Consider the following 22,222-nt stretch of genomic DNA (forward strand, 5'->3'; position numbering starts at 1 on the left):
TGTCGATGGCGCGCTCCGGCTCAGGGATGTAGGTATCCAGGTAGCCAGCCAGCTCGATGATCTTCTCTTCCCATGCAGCGTCGCCTTCCAGCGCTTTCAGCGCGGAACCACGGATCACCGGCAGGTCATCACCCGGGAAGTCATACTCGGTCAGCAGTTCACGAACTTCCATCTCGACCAGTTCGAGCAGCTCTTCGTCATCAACCATGTCGCACTTGTTCATGAACACGATCATGTACGGGATACCAACCTGGCGACCCAGCAGGATGTGCTCGCGAGTCTGCGGCATCGGGCCGTCAGTCGCTGCAACAACCAGAATAGCGCCATCCATCTGGGCAGCACCGGTGATCATGTTCTTAACGTAGTCGGCGTGACCCGGGCAATCTACGTGAGCGTAGTGGCGGTTCGGGGTGTCGTATTCTACGTGGGAGGTGTTGATGGTGATACCACGCTCACGCTCTTCCGGCGCCTTGTCGATCTGGTCGAAGGCGAAGGCTTTACCACCGTAGTGCTTGGCCAGCACGTTGGTGATGGCGGCGGTCAGAGTGGTTTTACCGTGGTCAACGTGGCCGATGGTACCCACGTTTACGTGCGGTTTATTACGTTCAAATTTTTCTTTAGACATGATCGACCCTCTAAACTAACGCTGAGTACGCAGTGGCAAGCTAACCACAGAACAGTTTATATGATGGATTTGAATTGGGTGGGGAAGAGAGGCGGGTACTGACAGGCCGATTTGAACTGCCGACCTCACCCGAGGCATGGCTCCTGGCATTGCCTGAGCCATATCAGCATCTTGGAGCGGGCAGCGGGAATCGAACCCGCATCATCAGCTTGGAAGGCTGAGGTAATAGCCATTATACGATGCCCGCATTTCTCTAACCCAAAGCACTCAAACCGCAGAGAAATATGGTGGAGGGAGAAGGATTCGAACCTTCGAAGGCAGAGCCGTCAGATTTACAGTCTGATCCCTTTGGCCACTCGGGAACCCCTCCGTACTCGATTGTCACAACGGTAATTCTGCTTGCACCCGTTGCTTTGTCGCCCTTGCCTAGCAAATGGACGACAGACATCTAAGCGTCGCGCATTTTATTGTAAGGTTTTTAGTGATGCAACTGTTGTGGTTGGCAAAATGGCGATTATTGCCTGGTTCTCAGCAAAAAAATGGCTCGCCCCTCACGATCCTGACGCGTCCCTTGTCGCTCTTCCCCCCTTGGTGTATGGTCGCCCTGCCCCAAAAACAGTGATGAACCCATGACGACAGAGCACAACCCCTATCTGCAATTCACCCGCGAACAGTGGGCTGTGCTGCGCGATGCGGTCCCCCTGACCCTGACAGAAATCGATCTCAAAACCTTGAGAGGCATCAACGAGAAGGTGTCGCTGCGGGAAGTGGAGGAGATCTATCTGCCGTTGTCACGCCTGCTCAATCTCTACGTCAAGGCCAAGCAGCGCCGCAGTCGGGTGCTGGAACAGTTTCTCGGCCAATCCAGGGGCAAGGTGCCCTACGTGATCAGTATTGCGGGCAGTGTGGCAGGGGGCAAGAGCACCACGGCTCGCATCATGCAGGCTCTGCTGGAGCGCTGGCCCGAGCATCCCAGGGTCGAGCTGGTCACCACGGATGGTTTCCTCTATCCCAACAAGGTGTTGGAGGAGCGTGGTCTGATGCGACGCAAAGGCTTTCCCGAATCCTATGACATCCGCCGTCTGGTTGAGTTTGTTGCCAACATTCGCGCCGGTCATGAGCGGGTCGAAGCACCTGTCTACTCTCACCTCATCTATGATGTGCTTCCTGATGAGACCAAGGTAGTGGAACAACCGGATATCTTGATTCTGGAAGGGCTGAATGTGTTGCAAAGCGGCATGGATTATCCCCAGGAGCCTCATCGGGTATTTGTCTCCGATTTCGTCGACTTCTCTATCTATGTGGACGCCGATGCCGAGCTGCTGCGCACTTGGTATATCGAGCGTTTCCTCAAGTTTCGCAGCGGTGCTTTCTCTGATCCTGACTCTTACTTCCACCATTATGCGCAGCTGGCCGAGAGCGAAGCGACCCGGATCGCCAGCAACATATGGCAGGAGATTAACCACCTGAATCTGGAAGAGAACATACTGCCCACCCGGGAGCGGGCCAACCTGATCCTCACTAAAGGTGCAGAGCACGCTATCGAGCAGATCAAGCTGCGCAAATAGCGAGAGGGGGCCGCAAGCCCCCTCTCTCATCATGCCTGTAGTAGCCGTGCGTCCAGCTCAATCCCCACGACGCAGCGACAACTCCCCGCCCAGATAAAATTTGATCCCCTCGCATGTTTCCAGTCGCAAGGCGCCGCGATCATCGATGCCGCGTTCGATGCCACGGATCTCCTGCTCCCCCATCAAGAGGCGCACCGGCCGACCGGCGAAGTGATCGAGCCGGTTCCAGTCCGCCACGAAGCCGCCGAGTCCTGATTGTTCAAACCTTGCCATGGCCTGCTGTAGCGAGGTGATTATCGTGGCGGCCAGCAGGTTTCGATCGAGCAGCTCCGGTTGAATATGACGCAGCTCGGCCCAGGCCTGATCTATCTTCTCCCCTTCTCGCTCCGGCATGGCCAGATTGAGACCGACGCCAATCACCAGATTGCAGCTGGCGCCCGCGCTGCCGCTCATCTCCACCAGGATGCCTGCCAGCTTGCGGCCTTGATAATAGAGATCATTCGGCCATTTCAGCTCGACCCCATGATAGCCGAGGGATTCGAGCGCCTCGACCACAGCCACCCCGACCGCCAGACTCAGTCCCATGGCCGCCGCCAGGCCCTGCTCGAGCCGCCAATACATGCTGAGCAGCAGCTGGCAGCCAAAGGGGGAGACCCAGGGCTTGCCGCGCCGGCCTCTGCCCGCAGTCTGGCACTCGGCCAGGCAGCACTCCCCGGATCTCAGACTCGCAACCCGATCCAGCAGGTACTGGTTGGTGGAGTCGATGACGTTGTAGACATGGACAGGTGCCAACGGCGACGCCGACTGCAGCTTCTCCTGATCATAGAGGGCAAGGGGAAAGGCAAGCCGATAGCCCTTGCCCGTCAGGCTGAACAAGTCCAACCCCAACCCCTTGAGTGCCGCCATGTGCTTGCTGACTGCGGCGCGGCTGATGCCAAGCTGCTCACCAAGTTGTTCGCCGGAATGGAACTGGCCATCGCTGAGCAGGCCGATCAAGGTTTGCCGAATGGGCGTCAGGCTCATAGCAGTACCTCGTCGAGGCAAGTCTCGCCATGGGCGCCCATAAAGCGCACCTCATGCTCGAGCAGGACATCGAAGCGCTGCTGCACGCTATCACGCACATGAGCGGCCAGGGCGATCAGTTCGACGGCGCTCGCACCGCCACGATTGACCAGCACCAGGGCTTGCTGCGCATGAACCTGGGCGCCGCCGATGGCGAAACCTTTCAGTTCGCACTGATCGATCAACCAGCCGGCCGCCAGCTTGCACCGCCCCTCTCCTGCCGGATAAACAGGCAGGTTTGGCCATTTCACCTTGAGCTCTTCGGCCTGAGCCGCCGACACCATGGGATTCTTGAAGAAGCTGCCTGCATTGCCGAGCACTGCCGGGTCCGGCAATTTGGCCATGCGGGTGGCGCAGACCACATCGAAGATGGTTTGTGCATTCGGCGCCTCACCCAGCGCCCCCAGGGGGCCATAGCCGAGCACTGGCAGCCAGGCCTTGGGAAGCGCCAGCCCCACCGCGGTGATCAGGTGACTCTCTTGATAGTCATGCTTGAAGATGCTGTCGCGATAGCCGAACTGACATGCCTCGGCCGGGATCCGCTCCTGCTGACCGGTCTGCCAGTTAAAGGTGTCAACATGGCGACAGAAGGAGGCAAGCTCGACACCGTAGGCGCCTATATTCTGCACAGGTGCCGCCCCCACAGTGCCCGGGATCAATGCCAGATTCTCCAAGCCAGGCATGCCCTTGGCCAGGGTGTGGCACACCAGCTGATGCCAGGACTCACCGGCGGCCACCTGCAACAGCCAGTGATCGCCACCATCCTCAACCTGAATGCCAAGCAGGCGGTTATGTACCACCACCCCCTCGAAGTTGCAGGTGAACAATAGATTGCTGCCACCTCCCAGTATGAGACGGGGCAGCCCGTGGAATTGGGGATCGGCGGCCAGGGAGGGCAGCTCATCCACCTGGTTGATCTCGGCCAGCCAGCGGCAGTGAGCCTGGAGGGAGAAGGTGTTGAGGGCGGACAAGTCGGCGTAGGCGGTGAGTTTCATCTGCAGATCCCGGCATTAACAGGCCGCCAGTCTACCTCAAGTCGGCGCGCGACGAGAAATCCCCCTCGCCGTCATCAGCCTCTATCCTTGCAGTCAAAACCAGCCCACCCCAGATCATTCGCCCCCTTCTTCTGGTCTCCGCGAGCCTGCTTCGCCCTGACGATACAGCACACCCCAGCGCGGGCTCCGCGAGTTGCCAGCTCGCTACGACACTGCCGCGGCCCAGCTGGGTTGGTCGCTGCGAGTCACTGGGATGCTCAAGCGTGATCCGCGGTCACAATGTCCCTCTTTGCGGACTCACTCGGCTGGTTTAGAGTAGAAAGCTCGCTCTCTTGAGGAAGTACTCATGAATAACCAATTTGCCGTGATCGGCCTGGGACTGTTTGGCACGGCACTCTGTGAAGAGCTGGAGCGTCAGGATGCCGAGGTGCTGGCCATTGACATCGACGAACTGCGGACCCGCCAGGTTGCCACCTTCTGCAGCCATGTGATAGTGGCGGATGCCACCGACGAGAATACCGTCGCCGAGCTGGGGCTGGCCGACTTCGATATCGTCTTTGTCGCCATAGGGGACAGCCTGGAGACCAGCATCCTGACCACCCTCGTCCTGAAGGAGGCGGGTGTGAAGAAGGTGTGGGTCAAGGCACGCGACAAGTTCCACGCCAAGATCCTCAAGAAGGTGGGCGCCGACAAGGTGATCAACCCCGAGTGGGACATGGGGCGCCGCGTCGCCCAGAGCATGTTCGATACCAGGCTGGTCGACTACCTGGAGCTGGGCCACGACATGGTGTTGACCGAGTTCGTGATCGGCCTGCAACTCAACAGCCGCACCCTGGCCGACCTCAATTTGCTGCAGCAGACCGAATTCCAGCTGCTGGCCATCAAGCGCGGTCAGGTGCTCCATAACGTACTGACCGGCACCATGGATCTGGCGCTCGGCGACATCCTCATCCTGGCTGGCAACAAGCACGCCATCGACCGCTGGCTGGATAAACAATGAGTTCCCTCTGGCGCGACACCTATACCTTCGCCATACGCCCGGATACCGAGTCTCGCTGGAACGAACCCAAGCTCATCCTCGGCAGCTTCCTGGTCATCTTGTTGCTGGGGACCCTGTTTCTGGCCCAACCCTCCAGCCACCATGGCGAGATGAGCTTCATCAATGCCCTGTTCACCGCCACCTCGGCCATCAGCGTGACGGGCTTGGGGGTGGTCGATACCGGCAGCACCTTTACCCTGCAGGGTCAGTTCTTCCTGCTGGTGTTGATGGAGATTGGGGGTCTGGGCCAGATGACCATGACGGTGCTGCTGCTGGCCCTGCTCAGCAAGCGGGTTGGGCTGCGTCAGCAGGTGCTGGCCAAGGAGGCCCTCGGTCAGGATGGCTCCATCAACATAGTGCGTCTGGTCAAACGGATCATACTGTTCGCCTTCCTGGCCCAGCTGGTTGGCACCGCCATCATGGCATGTCGCTGGGTGCCGGAGATGGGCTGGGCCCACGGTCTCTATGTCAGTTTCTTCCATGCGGCCTCGGCTTTTAACCAACGCCGGCTTCTCCCTCTTTGCCAACAACCTCATGGACTATAGAGACGACCCTCTGATCAGCCTGACCGTCTGTGCCTTGCTGATCCTGGGCGGCATCGGCTTTACCGTCATCATGGATCTGGTGCGCACCCGCAAGTTGCGCAAACTCAAGCTGCACAGCAAATTGATGCTGGTGATGACTCCGACCCTGCTGCTGATCGGCACCCTGATGTTCTGGCTGCTGGAACGCAACAACCCGACCACCCTCGGCGAGCTCAGTCTGGGCAAGCAGTGGCTGGCAGCCTTCTTCCAGTCCGCCAGTGCCCGCACCGCCGGCTTCAATACCCTGGATCTGGGCCACTTCACCCCGGCCGCCCTGCTGTTCATGATGATGCTGATGTTCATCGGCGCTGGCACCACCTCTACCGGGGGGGGCATCAAGGTGACAACCTTCGCCGTGGTGCTACTGGCCACCCGCGCCTTTCTCACCAAGCGCCCCCATGTCATCGCCTTCGGCCGCACCATAGCGCCGCAGGTGGTGACCCGCTCCCTGGCCATCATCATCGTCAGCGCCATGGTGCTGATGCTGGCCATGTTTTTGCTGATGATCACCGAAGATCTGCCCTTCGATCGCATCATGTTCGAAACCATCTCGGCCTTCGCCACCGTGGGACTCAGCACCGGGATCACGGCCCAGCTCAGCGAGCCGGGCAAGCTTATCCTGGTATTGGTGATGATCTGTGGTCGTTTGGGCCCCTTGACCCTGGCCGTCATGCTGGCCAGACCGAGCGAGACTCGCATCAAATACCCGGAAGAGAACGTACATACCGGCTGATGCGCCCGATCCTGTGCCCTTATCACAAAGGGGCCCAAGGGCCCCTTTCAGCTGATGAGGTGTCACGCCACCTGAGCCCTCAGGCCACCTTCGCCTTGGTGGTCTTGCGAGCGCCGCTGCGACTTGCTGACTTGGCAGCCGTCCCCGTTTTGGCAGCAGACTTGCTGCCTCGTCCGGCGCCGCTCTTGCGACGGGGGAAGGGATTACGCCCCGCACTCTCCTGAGGGAGGGCGCTGAAATCGGCTCCGGTGTTGTGGCGAGCACCTTCGATCAGCTGATGCAGCTGACTGGTCAGGGGCTCCATAAACTGCTGATAGCTGCCATGACGTTCGGCGATCTGACTCAGACTTTGTTCCCAGAGCGCCGTCATGTCCGGAGTGGTCGCACTATCCGGCAGCGCTTGTACCAGGGCCCGGCCAGTCGGCGTCGCCTTGATGCTTTTACCCTGGCGATGCAGAAACTGACGCTTGAACAGCAGATCTATGATGCCGGCCCGGGTCGCTTCCGTACCCAGACCATCGGTATCCCGCAGGGTCTTGCGAATGGTGGGATCCTGCACATAACGGGCTATGCCGGTCATGGCGGCCAGCAGGCTGGCATCGGTGAAGGCCTTGGGCGCTTGGGTCATCTTCTCCAGCAGTTCGCCTCGCTCACAGTGCAGCGTCTCCCCCTGGCGCAGGGCTGGCAGAGTGCCGACCTCTTCCTCATCATCCTCTTCCACCCCGAGCAGCGCCTTCCAACCCGCCTTCACTATGCGTCTGGCCTTGGCCTGAAAGAGACCGCCTTCGATGCGCAGCAACACCCGACTGTCGTTGTATTCAAATGGTGGATAGAACTGCAGCAGATACTGACGGGCCACCAGCATGTAGATCTTGCTCTCATCCGCCGACAGGGTGTTGGCGTTGCCTTGTTTCTCGGTCGGTATGATAGCGTGGTGGGCGTCCACCTTGGCATCATTCCAGGCCTTGCTGCGCAGACTGCCCTTCGCCGCCGCGACGGCGCCAGCCAGGGTCGGCGCTGTCGCGGCAATGGCCTCCCGCACCCGGCTGGCCCTGCCGTAGTGCTCAGTCGGCAGATGACGACTGTCTGATCTGGGATAGGTGATGAGCTTATGGCGCTCATAGAGACTCTGACAGATGTCGAGCACCCGTTTGGCGTCCATGCCAAAACGCTTGGCGGCATCGATCTGCAGGCTGGACAGATTGTAAGGCAGCGGCGGCGCCTGCTTGCGGGCCTGTTCTTCCACCTCCTCGACCAGAGCCGGTTTACCTGCGATGCGGCGCACCACGTTTTCGGCCAAAGAGCGCTGCAATACCCTGCCCTCTTCATCCTGCCAGGGCTGGCACGCCTCGGACGGAAGCCACTTGGCAGTGAAACTGTCACGGCTCGGCGTCATCAAATGTGCTAGCACCTCAAAGAAAGGTCTGGGGACGAAGGCATCTATCTCCAGATCCCGACGCACCACCAGGCCGAGCAGGGGGGTCTGCACCCGGCCCACCGACAGCAGAGAGCTGCAGCCTGCCTTGCGACCAAGCAGGGTGTAGGCTCGGGTCATGTTGATGCCATAGAGCCAGTCGGCGCGGCTGCGCGCCAAGGCAGAGACGGCCAGCGGCACGAACTCCTTGTTATCGCGCAGATTGTCCAGGGCGCGGCGCACGGCTGGGGGGTTGAGATCGCTGATGAGGCATCGCTGCACCGGCTTGTGTTTGGGGTAACCAAGATGAGCAATGACTTCGTCTACCAGCAATTGCCCTTCTCTGTCCGGGTCACCGGCATTGACCACACAGTCGGCTCGCTTGATAAGACCCTTGATAGCGGTGAGCTGGCTGCGCGTCTTGGGCTTGGCCACCAGCTGCCACTGTTCGGGAATGATGGGCAGAGGCTCCATGCGCCACTGCTTGTAGGCGGCGTCGTAGGCATCGGGCTCGGCCTGCTCCAGCAGATGGCCGATGCACCAGGTCACCACATCTCCCTGGGCCGTCTCGATGTAGCCCTCCCCCTTCTTGTGAGGTTTGGGCAGCACATCGGCGATGGCACGCCCCAGGCTGGGTTTTTCCGCGATGAAGAGTCGCATGGCTGACACACCTGAATACTGTATATGTAGCCAGTATACCCAGTCAGTCGACAAAGCCCAAGTCCGGCCGCATCTGACCTCAACACCCTCTTCCAGCAGAAATCCACATCTCTCTGGGCTAGGCTGCTAGAGATTGCGGCTCACCAATACAGCGCCCCAAACGACTGTTGCACAAACATTCGGCACCTGTTCGCAGCAGGGTTCCGATAGACGAAAAGCGAGCAGGACTCATTCGTGAAACAAATTCACAATTCTTTTATGCTATGAATTAAGAAACGGAATAATAACGACTTTTTGGATCTTGCAATGATGAGCGTCAAGCTTTGACTAGACGTCAACTACTACCATATGGGTATTATTAACCTAGGAACTGCCACCATGCTTGGATCTCTTCTCAAGAAAACCTGGTTCTGGCTCCTGCTGCTCGGGGCCTTGCTGGGCGTCGCGGCACTGGGCGTCACGGCCACCATTTTGCACAAGACCAGCTCGACCGAATTCTGCGTCTCCTGCCACTCGATGCAGACGCCGCTGGCCGAGTACCAGGGCAGCATCCACTTCCAGAATCCCAAGGGCATACGCGCCGAGTGCGCCGACTGCCACATCCCCGGGGATCCCACCTCCTACCTGTGGACCAAGATCCGCGCCGTGAAAGACATCTATCACGAGGCGATCGGCACTCTGGATACCCCGGAGAAATATCAGGAGCGCAAGTTGCTGATGGCCCAACACGTCTGGGACGATCTGAAAGCCAACGATTCGGCGACCTGCCGCAGCTGCCACAGCTATGAGGCCATGGATATTCTGGCCCAACGCCCCAACGCCCGTGCCGAACACCCGGTCGCCATCAAGGAAGGGCAGACCTGCATCGACTGCCACAGAGGCGTGGCACACATCATGCCGGATATGAGCGGCCTGGCCGCCGCCGGGGCAAGCGAGCTGGCTCAGGCCGCCGCCAAGACGCCGGGCAACGTCACCACCCGCTACGCCATCGCCACCACGCCGCTGTTCATGGATGCCAAAACAGACGCCAATCAGGGCAACCTGATGCCCTCGACCCAGGTGCAGATCCTCGCTAATGACAATGGGCGTGCCCAGGTCGAGATCGCCGGCTGGCAGCAAGATGGCGTCGCCGACGTCTTCTACGCAGCTCCCGGCAAGCGCATTCTGAGCGCACTGCTCGGCGATGAGGCCAAGCAGAAACTGGTCACCGGGGAGAGCGAAACCGATGCCAGCACCAACCTCACCTGGCACAAGGTCAAGCTGACCGCCTGGGTCGACCAGAGCCAGCTCATCGGCGACCAGGACAAATTGTGGCAATACGCCTCCACCCTGATGTCCAACAACTGCACCGGCTGCCACGGTCTGACCGCGCTCGATCACTTCAACGCGAACCAGTGGATCGGCGTCATCAAAGGCATGGAACCTCGGACCTCCCTCACTCCCGAGCAGGCACGCATGCTGACCCAATACGTGCAAAAGCATGCCAGTGACATGAATTCGGCCCTCTAAGGCAGGACACTAAGGAATTGTTATGACTCTTTTCAACGATACAACCGCGAACCTGTCCCGCCGTCGCCTGCTCAAGGGCCTGGGGGCCTGCGCCGCCCTGCCTCTGCTCGGCGGTCTCTTTCCCAAGAGCGCGCTGGCCAGCGCCATCAGCACGGCGCTCGAGCAGTTCACTACCCTGGTGCCGGCCCAGAAAGGCATATTGACCGGGGCCCACTGGGGCGCCTTCGAAGCCATCGTCGAAGATGGCCGCATGGTAAGGGTCCAGCCGGTGGCCGATGACCCTGCCCCCAACGAGCTGATCGACATGGCCCCCTATCAGGTCCATGCCAAGAACCGCATCAAATCCCCCATGGTGCGCAAGAGCTGGCTCGAACACGGCCCAGGGGCCAGTCCCGAGCTGCGCGGCGCCGATGAGTGGGTCAAGGTGAGCTGGGACAAGGCCATCGAACTGGTGGCAGGCGAGATCAAGCGGGTACAGAGCGACTTTGGCCCCCAGGCCATCCATGCCGGATCCTATGGCTGGAAGAGCGTGGGTCTGTTCCACAACAGCCGCACCCTGCTGCACCGGCTGATGAACCTTTCTGGCGGCTTCACCGGCTATGCTGGCGACTACTCCACGGGGGCGGCCCAGGTGATCATGTCCCACGTCATGGGCTCCATCGAGGTGTACGAACAGCAGACCGCCTGGCCCAACGTGGTCGAACATGCCGAACTGGTGGTGCTCTGGGGCGTCAATGCCCAGGTCACCCTCAAGAACAGCTGGAACATGCCGGATCACGAGGGGCAGGCTGGCTTCAAGGCGCTCAAGGAGAAGGGCACCCGGGTCATCAGCATAGACCCCGTCTACAACGAGACGGCCAAGCTGCTCGATGCCGAGTGGCTGGCTCCCAACGCCTACACAGATGTGGCCATGATGCTGGGGGTGGCTCACAGCCTCTACAGCGCCAAGAAGCACGATCAGGCCTTCCTGGATCGCTACAGCAGTGGCTTTGACAAGTTCCTCGACTACCTGCTCGGCAAGACGGACGGTCAAGCCAAGAGCGCCGAATGGGCGGCGGGGATTTGCGGGGTCGAGGCCAAGCAGATCACCCAGCTCGCCATGGACATGGCATCCAAGCGCACCATGATCATGGCGGGCTGGGGCATGCAGCGCCAACACCACGGCGAGCAGCCGAACTGGATGCTGGTCACCCTGGCCGCCATGCTGGGCCAGATTGGCCTGCCCGGCGGCGGCTATGGTTTCAGTTACCACTACTCTTCCGGCGGCAGTCCGACGGCCAAAGGCGGCATACTGTCCGGCATCTCCGCCGGAGAAGCCCCCAAAAACAGTCCGGCGCCCATCCCGGTTGCCCGCATCGCCGACTGCCTGGCCAATCCGGGCAAGACCATCGACTTCAACGGTCGCAAGGTCACCTACCCCGACATCAAGCTGGTCTATGTGGCGGGCGGCAACCCCTTCCATCACCATCAGGATACCAACAACCTGCTGCAGGCCTGGCGCAAGCCCCAGACGGTCATAGTGCACGAACCCTACTGGACAGCGACCGCCAAGCACGCCGACATAGTGCTGCCGGTCACCACCAGCTACGAGCGCAACGATCTGGAGATGGGGGGCGATTATTCCCAGCGTTATGTCTTTCCCATGCACCAGTGCGTCCCACCCCAGCATGAGGCCCGCAACGATTTTGACATCTTCCGTGCCGTCGCCGCCAAGCTGGGATTGGAAGAGGCATACACCGAAGGCAAGGACGAGATCCTCTGGCTCAAGCAGATGTATGACGCCATGGCCGCCCAGGCCCGGGGCGCCAAAGTGGCACTGCCGCCGTTTACCATGTTCTGGGAGTCGAACAACTATGTGCGCTTCCCCGTGCCCGAGGCGAACAAGCAGTGGATCCGTCATGCCGATTTTCGCGAGAACCCGCTGCTCAACCCCCTGGGAACCCCGTCAGGCAAGATAGAGATCTTCTCCAATACCATCGACAAGATGGGGTATGCCGACTGCGCGGGTCATCCCAAGTGGTTCGAACCCAAGGAGTGGAAACAAGGGGTGGAGGCCACCCAGTATCCTCTGTCACTCAACACCTCGCACCCTACCCAGCGCCTGCACTCCCAGCTCGACAACACGCCCCTGCGCGAGAAGTTCGCGGTGGCCGATCGGGAAGCCATCATGATTCATCCGGACGATGCCAAGGCCCGGGGCATCGCGGATGGCGACCTGGTCCGCGCCTTCAACAGTCGTGGTCAGATATTGGTGGGCGCCCTGCTCTCCAAGGACGTGCGTCCCGGGGTGGTGCGCATCTGCGAAGGCGCCTGGTTCGATCCCGCCGAGCCGGGCAAGGCCGGGGCCCTGTGCAAGAATGGCAACGTCAACTGCCTTACCTTCGATGAAGGGTCATCGAGCCTGGCCCAGGGCAACTGCGGCCACATGGCACAGCTGCAGATAGAGAAGTTCAAGGGGGCGGCGCCGACCAATACGGCCCATGCCGTGCCCACCAACGCCTGAGCCCTGGGTTCAGTCACTAAAACGGCGCCATCGAGGCGCCGTTTTCCATTGCGATAGCAGAGGAAGTTAGAAGCCCCCTTCCACCATGCACTCTTCCGCACACTCCACCAGCTGGGGCCAGAGACTTGGCCAGATGGGACTGAGAAGCCCCCCTTCCACCATGCACTCTTCTGCGCATTCCACCAGCTGGGGCCAGAGACTTGGCCAGATGGGATTTAGAAGTCCCCTTCGACCATGTACTCTTCTGCGCATTCCACCAGCTGGGGCCAGAGCTCTTCCTGCACCCAGGCCTCGGGGTCATCCTCGTCGCCATCATACTGGGTCCAGAAGAAGGCACGCAGCCCGTTTGCGAACTCGTCGCTTATCTCGGCCAGCTCGGAGAGGGGGCCCAGCCAGGCGATGCGGCGCAGGCCGCTGGCCAGATCGTTGATGGCATCTATCAGACCCCGGTTGTCGGGGTTCTGCTCCACCAACAAGGTGAAGCGCTCACGGGCGCTCTCGGTCTGATCCTCCTCCAGCTCGCCCACATCGGCCAGCAGGTCGATAAAGTCCTCCAGCAGGAACTCTATCAGGTGCTCCCTATCTTCAAACCACTGGATCTGGGCTCCCTTCCTGCCCAGCAACGAGGCATCGAACGAATCATCAAGATGGCACAATGCCCATGGATCGTCGGTCATGAATCTCTTCCTCAGGCGTCAACGGATGCCACATAGTAAGCCCGACCCGCCCCTCTCGCCACCGAGCAGGGTCCGTATCGGGCATGGATAATGGGGATAAACCCGTGAAGTGCTAGATGGCGGCGCGGCTAGCCATCTACTCGCGCCACCTTGGGCAGTGAGAGGGAGGCCGCCAGGCCTCCCAGCTCGGCACGCCCCATGATGAGGCTGCCACGATAGGCCTCTGCCAGGTCGGACACTATATTGAGGCCGAGCCCGGAGCCGGGCACCTTCTCGTCCAGCCGCACCCCGCGCAGCACGGCGCGGGTTATCTGATCCTCTGTCATGCCGGGACCATCGTCCTCGATGCGCAGGCTGATCCAGCCTCCCAGCTCGGCGCTGGAAACCCGCAACTGCCCCGCCGACCACTTGTAGGCGTTCTCCAGCAGGTTGCCGACCATCTCATCGAAATCCTGCTCTTCTACTCCCACCGCCAAATTGGCAGGCACCTGCAAATCTAGGGTGCGCCCCGGGTAGAGGCGAGAGAAGGCACGGCAGATATATTCCACCCGGGCACGCACCGGGGTAGAGACCCCCAGCACCTTGGAAGCCCCGGTCACCCGCGCCTTGCCGAGGTGATAGTCGATATGGCGCTGGATCTGGTCAAGTTGCTCCTGAATGCCCGCCTGCTCTTCCGCAGGCAACTGGGCAAGCTGGTTGCGCATGATGCTGAGCGGCGTCTTGAGGGCGTGGGCCAGGTTGCCAGTATGGGCCCTGGCTCGCTGCAGCAGCTCGCCATAGTGGTGCAGCAAGCGGTTGATGTCTTCGACCAGGGGCTGGATCTCCAGGGGATAACGCTGCCTGAATCCCTCCTGATGACCCTGATGCACCCGCACCAGCTCACGGCGCAGCAAGTGCAGCGGGCGCAAACCATAAACTATCTGGAAGGCAAAACCGAGCAGCAAACCGGCAGCGGCAAATCCCAGGCCGAGAAAGAGGCCTATTCGGGTCTTATGCAGCGTCTGGGTCAACGCTGTGCTGTCCTTGGCCATCACCAGGGTAAATACCTTGTCGGAGCCCGGCAGCAGCACGTTGCGGGTCATGATCAGCAGTGGCTCCTGATTGGGGCCCTTGCCGAGAAAGAGGTCCGGATCGCCAAATGCAGACTTGAGATGGTGGCTCTTGAGGTTGGCATCCCAAAGGGAGCGGGAACGACTGACGATCTGCTCCCCCAGCTCCAACTGCCAGTAATAGCCCGAATAGGGCTGCCGGTAGCGGGGATCCGCCATGGGTTCGGTGACGGCAGGCAGGCCACCTTGCTGCACCTCAATCCTCCCCAGCAGATCGTAGAGTTGCAACCTCAGGCTGTCGGCTTCGGCTTCCTGCCAGTAGTTGCGCATCATGGTCTGCAGGCTAAAGCCGGTAGCAGAGAGGAAAAGCCCGCACCAGATGAGGGCGATGACCACCAGCCTGCCTCGCAGAGTACGTACCAGTCTCATGCCCTCCCCCTTCCGGTGAAGGAACTCAGCCATGAAGGCCGTGCCTGCACAGGCATCATTCGTTGATCCGGTAACCGAGTCCGCGCACCGTTTCAATCAAGTCGGCATGAGTCTTCTTGCGGATGCGGCCGATAAAGACCTCGACCGTATTGGAGTCGCGGTCAAAGTCCTGGGCATAGATGTGATCGATCAGTTCGCTGCGCGATACCACCTTGCCCTTATGTTGCATCAAGTAACCGAGCACCCGGAACTCATGGGCCGTCAGCTTGATGGGCGTGCCCTCATACCAGACTTGGGAAGCGGCCATGTCCAGCCGCACGCCACCGATCTCCAGGATGGAACTGGCATTGCCTGCGGCGCGGCGCACCAGGGCATGCACCCGGGCCACCAGCTCGGCGACCTGGAATGGCTTGGTGAGGTAGTCATCGGCCCCGGCGTTGAGTCCTTCTATCTTCTCATGGAGCTGGCCGCGGGCGGTCAGCACCAGCACCGGGGTCACCACCTCCTTGCTGCGCCACTCCTTGAGGATGCTCAGCCCATCACGGCCCGGCAGACCGAGATCCAGAATGATGGCGTCATAGGGCTCAGTTTCCCCAAGAAAGCCCGCCTCGTTGCCATCGTGGCAAAGGTCGGTCACAAAGCCGGACTGTCGCAGTTGCTCGGCCAATTGGTTGGCCAGGGTCTTTTCATCTTCAACGATCAGAATGCGCATCAATGGGTCCAATAAAAGAGGGCAAGATCACTCGGCTTCTGGGGCCGGTGGAATAAAGAGATGTTCGAGATGATGGCCCTTGAGCCACACCATTTCCAGATTATCGGCGCGATAACCGACCTTGATGACGCTATTTTCGTGGTCGATCAACTTGAGTTCGTAGAGCCAGACTCCCTCCTGCTCGGTCAAATCGACCCGCAATACCCGCCCCGGCAAGTGGGCCGCGACGGCCATCACTTCATGGAAGGGTTTCACCCGTCCCTCGCTGACCGCCTGCTGCAGCTGTGCCTCACTCGGCTCACCATGGGCAAGCAGAGGCAGCAACAGGGCAAACAGACCCAGGGCTCTATTCATGGGTGATTCATCTCCAGAAACCTAACATAATTGCGGTTATAGTCTGCCAGCCATGAATCCGGAATGAATATGATCCCGCGCACTTTTCTGCCTATCTGCGGCCTGCTGGCCAGCCTGTCTCCGCTCTGGGCGGGGGCGGCGCAAACACGGCTCGAGATGGCCGAACTCATACGGCTGCTAGTGGCGCAAGGGTATCACGATATCCGGGAAGTGGAGCTCAATGCAGACCGTTTTGAGGTCGATACCCTGGACAAGGAGCAACACCGGGTACATCTGGTCGTGGATGCCCATAGCGGCAAACTGCTCAGCCAGGAGCGGGAGTAGCAACCGGGCGCCACAAGCGAAAGTGGCACCATAAAAAAGAGGCCATCAGGCCTCTTTTGCATTCAACTTGTCTCGCGCCTTTGCGCGGCCGTCAGGGCCCCGGCGAGCCCGCCAGGGTTTAAGCAGCTTATCTCGTCTCGGCCAAAGCAGTGTCAGCGCCACCAAGAGATAGATGGCGGGCTCGACCCAGCCACTCTTGACCGACCACCAGTAATGCACGGGCACCAGCAGAGCCACCGCATAAATCCAGTTGTGCAACTTCTGCCAACCAGGCCCCATGGCGCGCAGCAGTCGCGGGATGGAGCTGATGCTGAGCGCCAGCAACAGCAGCAGGGCGATGGCCCCCACCACTATGTAACTGCGCTTGACCAGCTCGCCCCCTATCAGTCGCCAGTCGAACTGAAGATCCAGTCCCAACCAGACCATGAAATGCAACAGCGCCCAAGTGAAGCACCAGAGGCCGAGGGGACGGCGCAGCCCCATCAGCTGCCCCAGCCGGAAGCGCTTGGCCAAAGGTGACACCAGCAGGGTCAGCAGCAGCAGATGCAGGGCACCCTTGCCAAGATAATGGGTCAGCCCCTGCACAGGATCGCCACCGAGCAGGCCTGCGGGTACGGCATAACCGAGCCAGAGCAGGAAGGCAAACGCGATAATGTGTACCAGCCAGCGCAGCCGGTTTGCCTGGGTATTGGTGATCCTCAAGGTCATAGGGATGAGCCTCCATCATTGAAAGAACCTGGCCCGCAGGCCTTTGAGGGCATGAGGCTCAGTACCATTTGCGCAGATCCATGCCCTGATAGAGGTTGGCCACCTCCTCCCCATAGCCGTTGAACATCAGCGTCGGCTGCCGCTTGGCCCCGAAGATGCCGCCCTCACCGATGAAACGTTCGCTGGCCTGACTCCAGCGCGGGTGATCGACCTGAGGATTGACGTTGGCATAGAAGCCATATTCGTTGGAGGCCAGCAGGTTCCAGGTAGTCGGCGGCATCTCCTCCACCAGCTTGATGGAGACGATGCTCTTGATGCTCTTGAAGCCGTACTTCCAGGGCACCACCAGCCGAATGGGGGCGCCATTCTGACCCGGCAGCGTCTTGCCATAGAGACCGACCGCCAGGAAGGCGAGCGGGTGCATGGCTTCATCGATGCGCAGCCCCTCCACATAGGGATAATCTATGCCGCCCCCCAACGAAGAGCCCTGTCCCGGCAACTGCTGGGGATCATAAAGAGTCTCGAATGCAACAAACTTGGCGCGGCTGTTGGGGGCTGCCTGCTTGATGAGGTCGGCCAAAGAGATGCCGGTCCAGGGCAGCACCATGGACCAGGCCTCGACACAGCGCAGCCGGTAGATACGCTCCTCAAGAGGCCCCTTGTTGATCATGTCCCAGACATCCAGGGTGAAAGGCTTATCTACCTCACCACCGACCTTGAGCGTCCAGGGCTCCGGCTTGAGATAGTGGGCATTGCGAGCAGGATCCCCCTTGTCAGTCCCCAGCTCATAGAAGTTGTTGTGCGTGGTCGCCTTGTCATAGGGCGTCAATACCAGACCCTCTGGGCGCGCCGCCGGCGTCACGTTGAGAGGCTTACCTTCCGCCACCGCAGGCGTCTTCTCCTTGAAGAGATCGAGCAAACTGGCCTGAGCCGGGAACGCCAGACTGGCTCCCAGCCCCGCGGCGCCCAAACCCAGCCCCTTGAGGATCAGGCGCCTGTCCTGGTAAACGGCTTCGGGGGTGAGGTCACTCTCGGTCGGGTGATGGGAAGAAGAGGACTTGATCAGCATGGAAGGCTCCCGCACAGAATATGGTGTTAACGATAAGACCGCACCGGATCAGGATCCATTTCATCTTCAGCCAAAAAAATGCCATTTGGAGGAACAGGTCGCGGCTCTATTGCTCATAGGGCTACGCCCTGCACAGGGCGCCAACCAGAAACAGCATGATGAAAATCAGCAGGGGAACCTGGATGCTATGCTGGGCGACATGATGCGCACTCCCTCGATGCGACCGGGCCCATCACTATGGTGCCGTTCCCCGAGGGGGGCCAGTGCACTTTTCGCGAGCGCAAGCGTATTCCCGCCCCACATAATGTGATGGCGATCACATCGCCTTTAGCACCAACTTGCCGCGTCTTTGCGCAGGGGTATCCTCCCGCCCTTTCCACTCATACAGGGGTCTGTCGCCATGTCTCCACTGATCGCCATTGCCCTTACCACCGGCATCCTATCTGCTCTTTGGGGCTGGCTAGCCGTGGCCCTGGGCTTGATATCCTGGGTCGGTTTTCTCGGCTGTACCAGCTACTTTGCCTCCCAGGGAGGCCTGCGGTCCCTGGGCCAGACCCTGCTCTGCAATGCCAGCGGCATGTTGTGGGGCCTGTTGTTGATCCATGGGGAGTCGTGGTGGGGCGCCGGCATGGCGGGCTATCTGATGACAGGGGTCGTCGCCACCCTGATGTGCATGCAAGCCAAGCAGCACTGGCTCTCTTATATTCCCGGTACTTTTGCAGGCTGCTGCGCCGCTTTTGGTGCGGCGGGGGAGTGGCGGCTGATCCTGCCCTCTCTCGTCATCGGCGCCCTCTTTGGTTACCTGATGAAGGCGAGCGGCCTCTGGCTCTCGGCCCGCAGCCGCCCCGTGGCAAAGGCTGGCGCCAAGATAAGCTCTTCAACCTGATCCCATGCTCCGCTGGCTGAATAGCCCTTCGGCCAATGGTTCTGCCCGCGGCTCAACACCGCCAATTGAGCCGCGCCACTGGGGGTCAAGGCCCCTTGCCTCGCTAGCTCTTGGGTTTGAAATTGGCCGCCTCTATGGCGTGGCGATTGAGCAGTTTGTAAAAATCGGTACGGTTGCGACCCGCCATGTTGGCGGCCAGGGTGACGTTGCCCTCTGTGGTACGTAGCAGACGGATCAGGTACTCCCTCTCGAACTCGGCGCGCGCCTCGTTGAAGGAGGGGATACCGCCACTGCTGCCGCTCAAGGCAGACTCCACCATGACAACACCGATCACCGGGCTGCTGCACAGACTCGCCAGCTGCTCCACCAAACTGGAGAGCTGACGCACGTTGCCGGGCCAGGCCGCACTCGCCAGCATGGCCAGCGCCTCGGGGGAGAACCCCATCGCCAGACAGTCGGAGTGGCGGGCCTTGTAACCATCCAGAGCCTGGCGGGCCAGCAGGGGGATGTCTTCGCTGCGGGCGCACAGGGGAGGCAAGGTGATATTGGCCACATTGAGGCGATAAAAGAGATCTTCCCGAAACCGCCCCTCATCCATGGCCGCCACCAGATCCTGATGGCTGGCACTCAATACCCGCACCTCAGCCGCTCCCTGGCCGTACTCCTGCAACACTTGCAGCAATTTGGCCTGCAGCGAGGCCGACAGATTGCCTATCTCGTCGAGAAACAGGGTCGCTCCCTTGGCCTGGGCGAATATGCCGCTACGGCCATCCTCCCCGAACAACTCCTGATCCAGCGCCTCCCAGGAAAGCGCCGCACAGTTGATGATATAGAGCGGCTGATCGCGCCTGGCGCTGGCCTGGTGCAGGGTTTTCGCCATCAACCCTTTGCCGGAACCTGAGGGGCCCAGGATCAGGACGGGCACCTCCATGGTGGCAATGGTGCTGGCCTGGATCAGGATCTGCTCCATCTGCGGATTGCGGGTCAGGATCTGGGATTGCCACTCCCGCTTCTGCTTGGGTCTGGTCAGACTCAATGCGTGTTCGATCGTGCTCAGCAGCTCATCCTTGTCGATGGGCTTGGTGAGGAAACTGAAAACGCCGGAGCGGGTCGCCTGGATGGCATCGGGGATGGTGCCGTGTGCCGTCATGATGATAACGGGCATGCCGAGCCACTGGGCCTGGATCTTCTCGAACAGCGCCAGACCGTCCATTCCCCCCATGCGCAGATCGCTCAGCACCAGATCGGCCCGTTGCTGGCGCAGCCGGTTGAGAGCCGCCTCGGCGCTATCGGCGGTATCCACCTCATAGCCCTGGCTGCGCAACCGCATACTCATCAGTTTGAGCAGGCTGATGTCATCATCAACCAGCAGGATACGGCTCATGGCCGGGTCCCGCCCGTCTCTTGATACTTGCGTCTGTTGAGCTGTTCATCGATGGCGGATAACTGCTCTATCTGGCGCTTGAGCCGCTGCACTTCCTGACTCTGGTCATCGCGGCGGCCGTCCCGTTCCAGCAGTTGCTCCCCCAGGGCTATCCAACTGCGCAGGAACGCCTGGGCATCCAGGCCAAGTTCGGGTTGCAACGCCTTGAGGGCATCGAGCCCGCCACGACGGCTCGCCACTGATTCGGCCGGGTGGCTGTTGACCATGGCCAGGCTGACCCGGCTCTCCAGGTCGGGTTGGCCCTTCAAACGATCGCGCTCTTGTTCCCGTTGCTGGGGCTGACTGGCCAATAGCCAGTCAGAATACTGCAGGCGCACCTGCATCTCTTTATTGGCAAATTCCATCCGCTGCGCCAACTCAACGTCAGTCACCGAAGAGGGTTCCTGGTGCGGTATCAGGCCGCAGCCTGTCAAAATAGTCGCCAGAAAGGCGGGGAAAATCAGTGGTTTGATCATAGGTATCACTTCAACGTCAACCGGAAACAGACAGGGGCCTGGGCATCGTCCACCAGGCTCAGCTCGCCGCCGAGGCTGATGGCAGACTCACGGGCGATGGATAGCCCCATGCCAGACCCTTTCAACAATCCCTGCCGAGCGATGCTGCCCTGCTCGAAGGGTTCGAAAATGCGTTCACGCTCGTCCTGAGGAATGGTGTGGCCCTCATTGGCCACCTCCAGCCAGCTCTCTTGTTCGCCTTGGCCATAGCGGATCCAGATCTGGCCCCCTTGGGCACCATAGCTGACCGCGTTGGAGAAAAGATTATCGACGATCAGCCGCAACCGGTAGGGATCAGTCTGCAAGACAAGATCTGTCTCGGGCAGATGAACCTTGACCTCTTTCGACTCGATCGCGAGTCGGTACTCGGCACACAGCTCCGTCAGCAGCGGCCTGAGCGCCACCGGCACCCGCTCAAACTCCTCTTGCTGACTCAAACGGTTAAAGTCGAGCAGTCGCTCGATCAGGGTCTGCAGGCGGCGGCTGTTCTGCTCCAGCATCAGGCAGATCTCCTGCTGATCCGGGTTGAGCGGCCCCACCAGCTGTTCCGAGAGCAGGTCCGCCCCCTCCCGCAGCACCGCCAGCGGCGTCTTGAGTTCGTGGGAAACATGGCGCAGGAACTGATATTTCTGCTGCTCAAGCTCCTTCAACTTGTCGTGCAACCAGAGGATGCGCTCCCCCAGCAGCACCAGCTCGGCCGGGCCGTCCACCGGCTTCTGATCCGGCTCTATGCCAGCACCCAGGCTGAGAATGCGCGACTCTATCTGACGTACGGGGTGAATGATCAGATAAGTGAACAGCAGGATCAACAAAAGACTCAATACGGCAACCAGGCCGCTGACCCACCAGATCTCCTTCATCAGTTCATCGATGACGAGCCGCACCTTGAGCAGGTGCTCATCCACCTGGCTGCGGGTCGCCATCTCCAGCTCAGTGCTGGCCAGATCGAGCTCTTCGAAGCGAATGCTGGTCGACTCGACCTTGGCCCGGGTCAGATCCTGCAGACTGTCTAGCCAGCCGAGCAGATCTCCCAGCTGACCATAGACAGGGGCATTGGGGATAGATGTTTGATGTTCGGCAAGCAGCTCACGGTAGTGGGTCAGTTGCTGCTGATAGCTGGCAAGAATGCGGTTATCTCCCAGCACGGCATAGCGGCGCAGGGTGCGCTCGAGATCGACCGCCAGGTTGCTGAGCAAGGTAGCACGCCGGGTATCGCGGACCGCCCGCTCCATCTCCTCGCTGGTGAGCTGGCTCAGATGCTCGAGGGCGCGGCTGTCATGCCAGATCATGCCGCCAAGGGGCATCAGCACCAGCACAAAGCCCATCAGGACGACTTGTAACAGTGAGCGCGGTCTTACCCGTGTCATCTTGTACTCTCAGCTCA

19 protein-coding genes, 2 tRNA genes and 1 pseudogene are annotated in these 22,222 nt (G+C 60.4%); 7 read left to right on the forward strand and 15 right to left on the reverse strand.

The window, feature by feature from the left end:
• The 3 genes from G113_RS07135 to G113_RS07145 form a co-directional block, all read right to left on the reverse strand.
• Positions 1 to 625, reverse strand: a 625-nt coding sequence (locus tag G113_RS07135; RefSeq protein WP_040318998.1) for a GTP-binding protein, incomplete at its 3' end; no start/stop codon positions are given.
• A 172-nt stretch (positions 626 to 797) separates the two neighbouring features.
• Positions 798 to 872: transfer RNA gene (locus G113_RS07140), tRNA-Gly, on the reverse strand.
• Positions 873 to 910: 38 nt separating this feature from the next.
• A tRNA-Tyr gene (locus G113_RS07145) sits at positions 911 to 995 on the reverse strand.
• Positions 996 to 1,254: 259 nt separating this feature from the next.
• Here G113_RS07145 and coaA point away from each other — a divergent pair.
• Positions 1,255 to 2,193 (forward strand): type I pantothenate kinase, encoded by a 939-nt coding sequence (gene coaA, locus G113_RS07150; protein ID WP_005897673.1) that lies wholly within the window; start codon positions 1,255 to 1,257, stop codon positions 2,191 to 2,193.
• Between the two features lie 57 nt (positions 2,194 to 2,250).
• Here coaA and birA read toward each other — a convergent pair whose 3' ends face one another.
• Both birA and murB read right to left on the reverse strand, forming a co-directional pair.
• The gene (gene birA, locus G113_RS07155; RefSeq protein ID WP_005897675.1) at positions 2,251 to 3,216 is read right to left on the reverse strand and encodes a bifunctional biotin--[acetyl-CoA-carboxylase] ligase/biotin operon repressor BirA; all 966 of its coding nucleotides are present in this window, start codon (positions 3,214 to 3,216) and stop codon (positions 2,251 to 2,253) included.
• On the reverse strand, positions 3,213 to 4,250 hold the full coding sequence (gene murB / locus G113_RS07160; protein ID WP_005897677.1) for a UDP-N-acetylmuramate dehydrogenase: 1,038 nt from the start codon (positions 4,248 to 4,250) through the stop codon (positions 3,213 to 3,215). Before murB ends, birA begins: the two co-directional genes overlap by 4 nt.
• Positions 4,251 to 4,596: 346 nt before the next feature.
• On the opposite strand from murB, the gene G113_RS07165 reads away from it, so the two are divergent.
• Complete coding sequence (locus G113_RS07165; RefSeq protein WP_005897678.1) at positions 4,597 to 5,250, forward strand: potassium channel family protein; 654 nt, start codon at positions 4,597 to 4,599, stop codon at positions 5,248 to 5,250.
• Positions 5,247 to 6,606: pseudogene (locus G113_RS07170) on the forward strand (TrkH family potassium uptake protein). Before G113_RS07165 ends, G113_RS07170 begins: the two are co-directional and overlap by 4 nt.
• A gap of 79 nt (positions 6,607 to 6,685) precedes the next feature.
• Here G113_RS07170 and G113_RS07175 read toward each other — a convergent pair.
• The gene (locus tag G113_RS07175; RefSeq protein ID WP_005897679.1) at positions 6,686 to 8,680 is read right to left on the reverse strand and encodes a DNA topoisomerase III; all 1,995 of its coding nucleotides are present in this window, start codon (positions 8,678 to 8,680) and stop codon (positions 6,686 to 6,688) included.
• A gap of 378 nt (positions 8,681 to 9,058) precedes the next feature.
• On the opposite strand from G113_RS07175, the gene G113_RS07180 reads away from it, so the two are divergent.
• On the forward strand, positions 9,059 to 10,189 hold the full coding sequence (locus tag G113_RS07180) for a NapC/NirT family cytochrome c (protein WP_005897681.1): 1,131 nt from the start codon (positions 9,059 to 9,061) through the stop codon (positions 10,187 to 10,189).
• Between the two features lie 22 nt (positions 10,190 to 10,211).
• Positions 10,212 to 12,692, forward strand: coding sequence for a trimethylamine-N-oxide reductase TorA (torA, locus tag G113_RS07185; protein ID WP_005897683.1), 2,481 nt, complete (start codon positions 10,212 to 10,214; stop codon positions 12,690 to 12,692).
• Between the two features lie 215 nt (positions 12,693 to 12,907).
• Here the strand turns inward: torA and G113_RS07190 are convergent, their stop codons facing one another.
• From G113_RS07190 to G113_RS07205, 4 genes are all read right to left on the reverse strand, one after another.
• Entirely contained in the window at positions 12,908 to 13,369 is a 462-nt protein-coding gene (locus G113_RS07190; RefSeq protein ID WP_005897686.1) for a hypothetical protein, read from the reverse strand.
• 128 nt (positions 13,370 to 13,497) lie between these two features.
• Positions 13,498 to 14,847, reverse strand: a complete 1,350-nt coding sequence (locus G113_RS07195) for a sensor histidine kinase (RefSeq protein ID WP_005897688.1) — start codon at positions 14,845 to 14,847, stop codon at positions 13,498 to 13,500.
• 55 nt (positions 14,848 to 14,902) lie between these two features.
• Complete coding sequence (locus tag G113_RS07200) at positions 14,903 to 15,559, reverse strand: response regulator transcription factor (RefSeq protein WP_005897690.1); 657 nt, start codon at positions 15,557 to 15,559, stop codon at positions 14,903 to 14,905.
• A 27-nt stretch (positions 15,560 to 15,586) separates the two neighbouring features.
• Positions 15,587 to 15,913 carry a PepSY domain-containing protein gene (locus tag G113_RS07205; protein ID WP_005897692.1) on the reverse strand — a complete coding sequence of 109 codons (327 nt, stop codon included), beginning with the start codon at positions 15,911 to 15,913 and terminating at the stop codon, positions 15,587 to 15,589.
• Between the two features lie 63 nt (positions 15,914 to 15,976).
• Between G113_RS07205 and G113_RS07210 the strand changes: the two genes are divergently transcribed.
• Entirely contained in the window at positions 15,977 to 16,237 is a 261-nt protein-coding gene (locus G113_RS07210) for a PepSY domain-containing protein (RefSeq protein ID WP_005897694.1), read from the forward strand.
• 45 nt (positions 16,238 to 16,282) lie between these two features.
• Here G113_RS07210 and G113_RS07215 read toward each other — a convergent pair whose 3' ends face one another.
• The gene (locus G113_RS07215; RefSeq protein WP_005897695.1) at positions 16,283 to 16,945 is read right to left on the reverse strand and encodes a protein-methionine-sulfoxide reductase heme-binding subunit MsrQ; all 663 of its coding nucleotides are present in this window, start codon (positions 16,943 to 16,945) and stop codon (positions 16,283 to 16,285) included.
• A 58-nt stretch (positions 16,946 to 17,003) separates the two neighbouring features.
• On the reverse strand, positions 17,004 to 18,014 hold the full coding sequence (msrP, locus tag G113_RS07220; RefSeq protein WP_005897697.1) for a protein-methionine-sulfoxide reductase catalytic subunit MsrP: 1,011 nt from the start codon (positions 18,012 to 18,014) through the stop codon (positions 17,004 to 17,006).
• A 400-nt stretch (positions 18,015 to 18,414) separates the two neighbouring features.
• Between msrP and G113_RS07230 the strand changes: the two genes are divergently transcribed.
• Complete coding sequence (locus G113_RS07230; protein WP_005897702.1) at positions 18,415 to 18,900, forward strand: DUF1097 domain-containing protein; 486 nt, start codon at positions 18,415 to 18,417, stop codon at positions 18,898 to 18,900.
• A gap of 103 nt (positions 18,901 to 19,003) precedes the next feature.
• On the opposite strand, the gene G113_RS07235 is transcribed toward G113_RS07230, so the two are convergent.
• From G113_RS07235 to G113_RS07245, 3 genes are read right to left on the reverse strand one after another with little or no spacing between them, the layout of a single operon-like run.
• Entirely contained in the window at positions 19,004 to 20,284 is a 1,281-nt protein-coding gene (locus G113_RS07235; RefSeq protein WP_005897705.1) for a sigma 54-interacting transcriptional regulator, read from the reverse strand.
• Entirely contained in the window at positions 20,281 to 20,799 is a 519-nt protein-coding gene (locus G113_RS07240) for a hypothetical protein (protein ID WP_005897707.1), read from the reverse strand. The genes G113_RS07235 and G113_RS07240 overlap by 4 nt, the downstream gene beginning before the upstream one ends.
• A 5-nt stretch (positions 20,800 to 20,804) precedes the next feature.
• Positions 20,805 to 22,205, reverse strand: a complete 1,401-nt coding sequence (locus G113_RS07245; protein ID WP_040318997.1) for a sensor histidine kinase — start codon at positions 22,203 to 22,205, stop codon at positions 20,805 to 20,807.
• Positions 22,206 to 22,222: the final 17 nt, after the last annotated feature.

It is taken from the genome of Aeromonas molluscorum 848 (assembly GCF_000388115.1).
GTDB classification, from domain to species: Bacteria; Pseudomonadota; Gammaproteobacteria; order Enterobacterales; family Aeromonadaceae; genus Aeromonas; species Aeromonas molluscorum.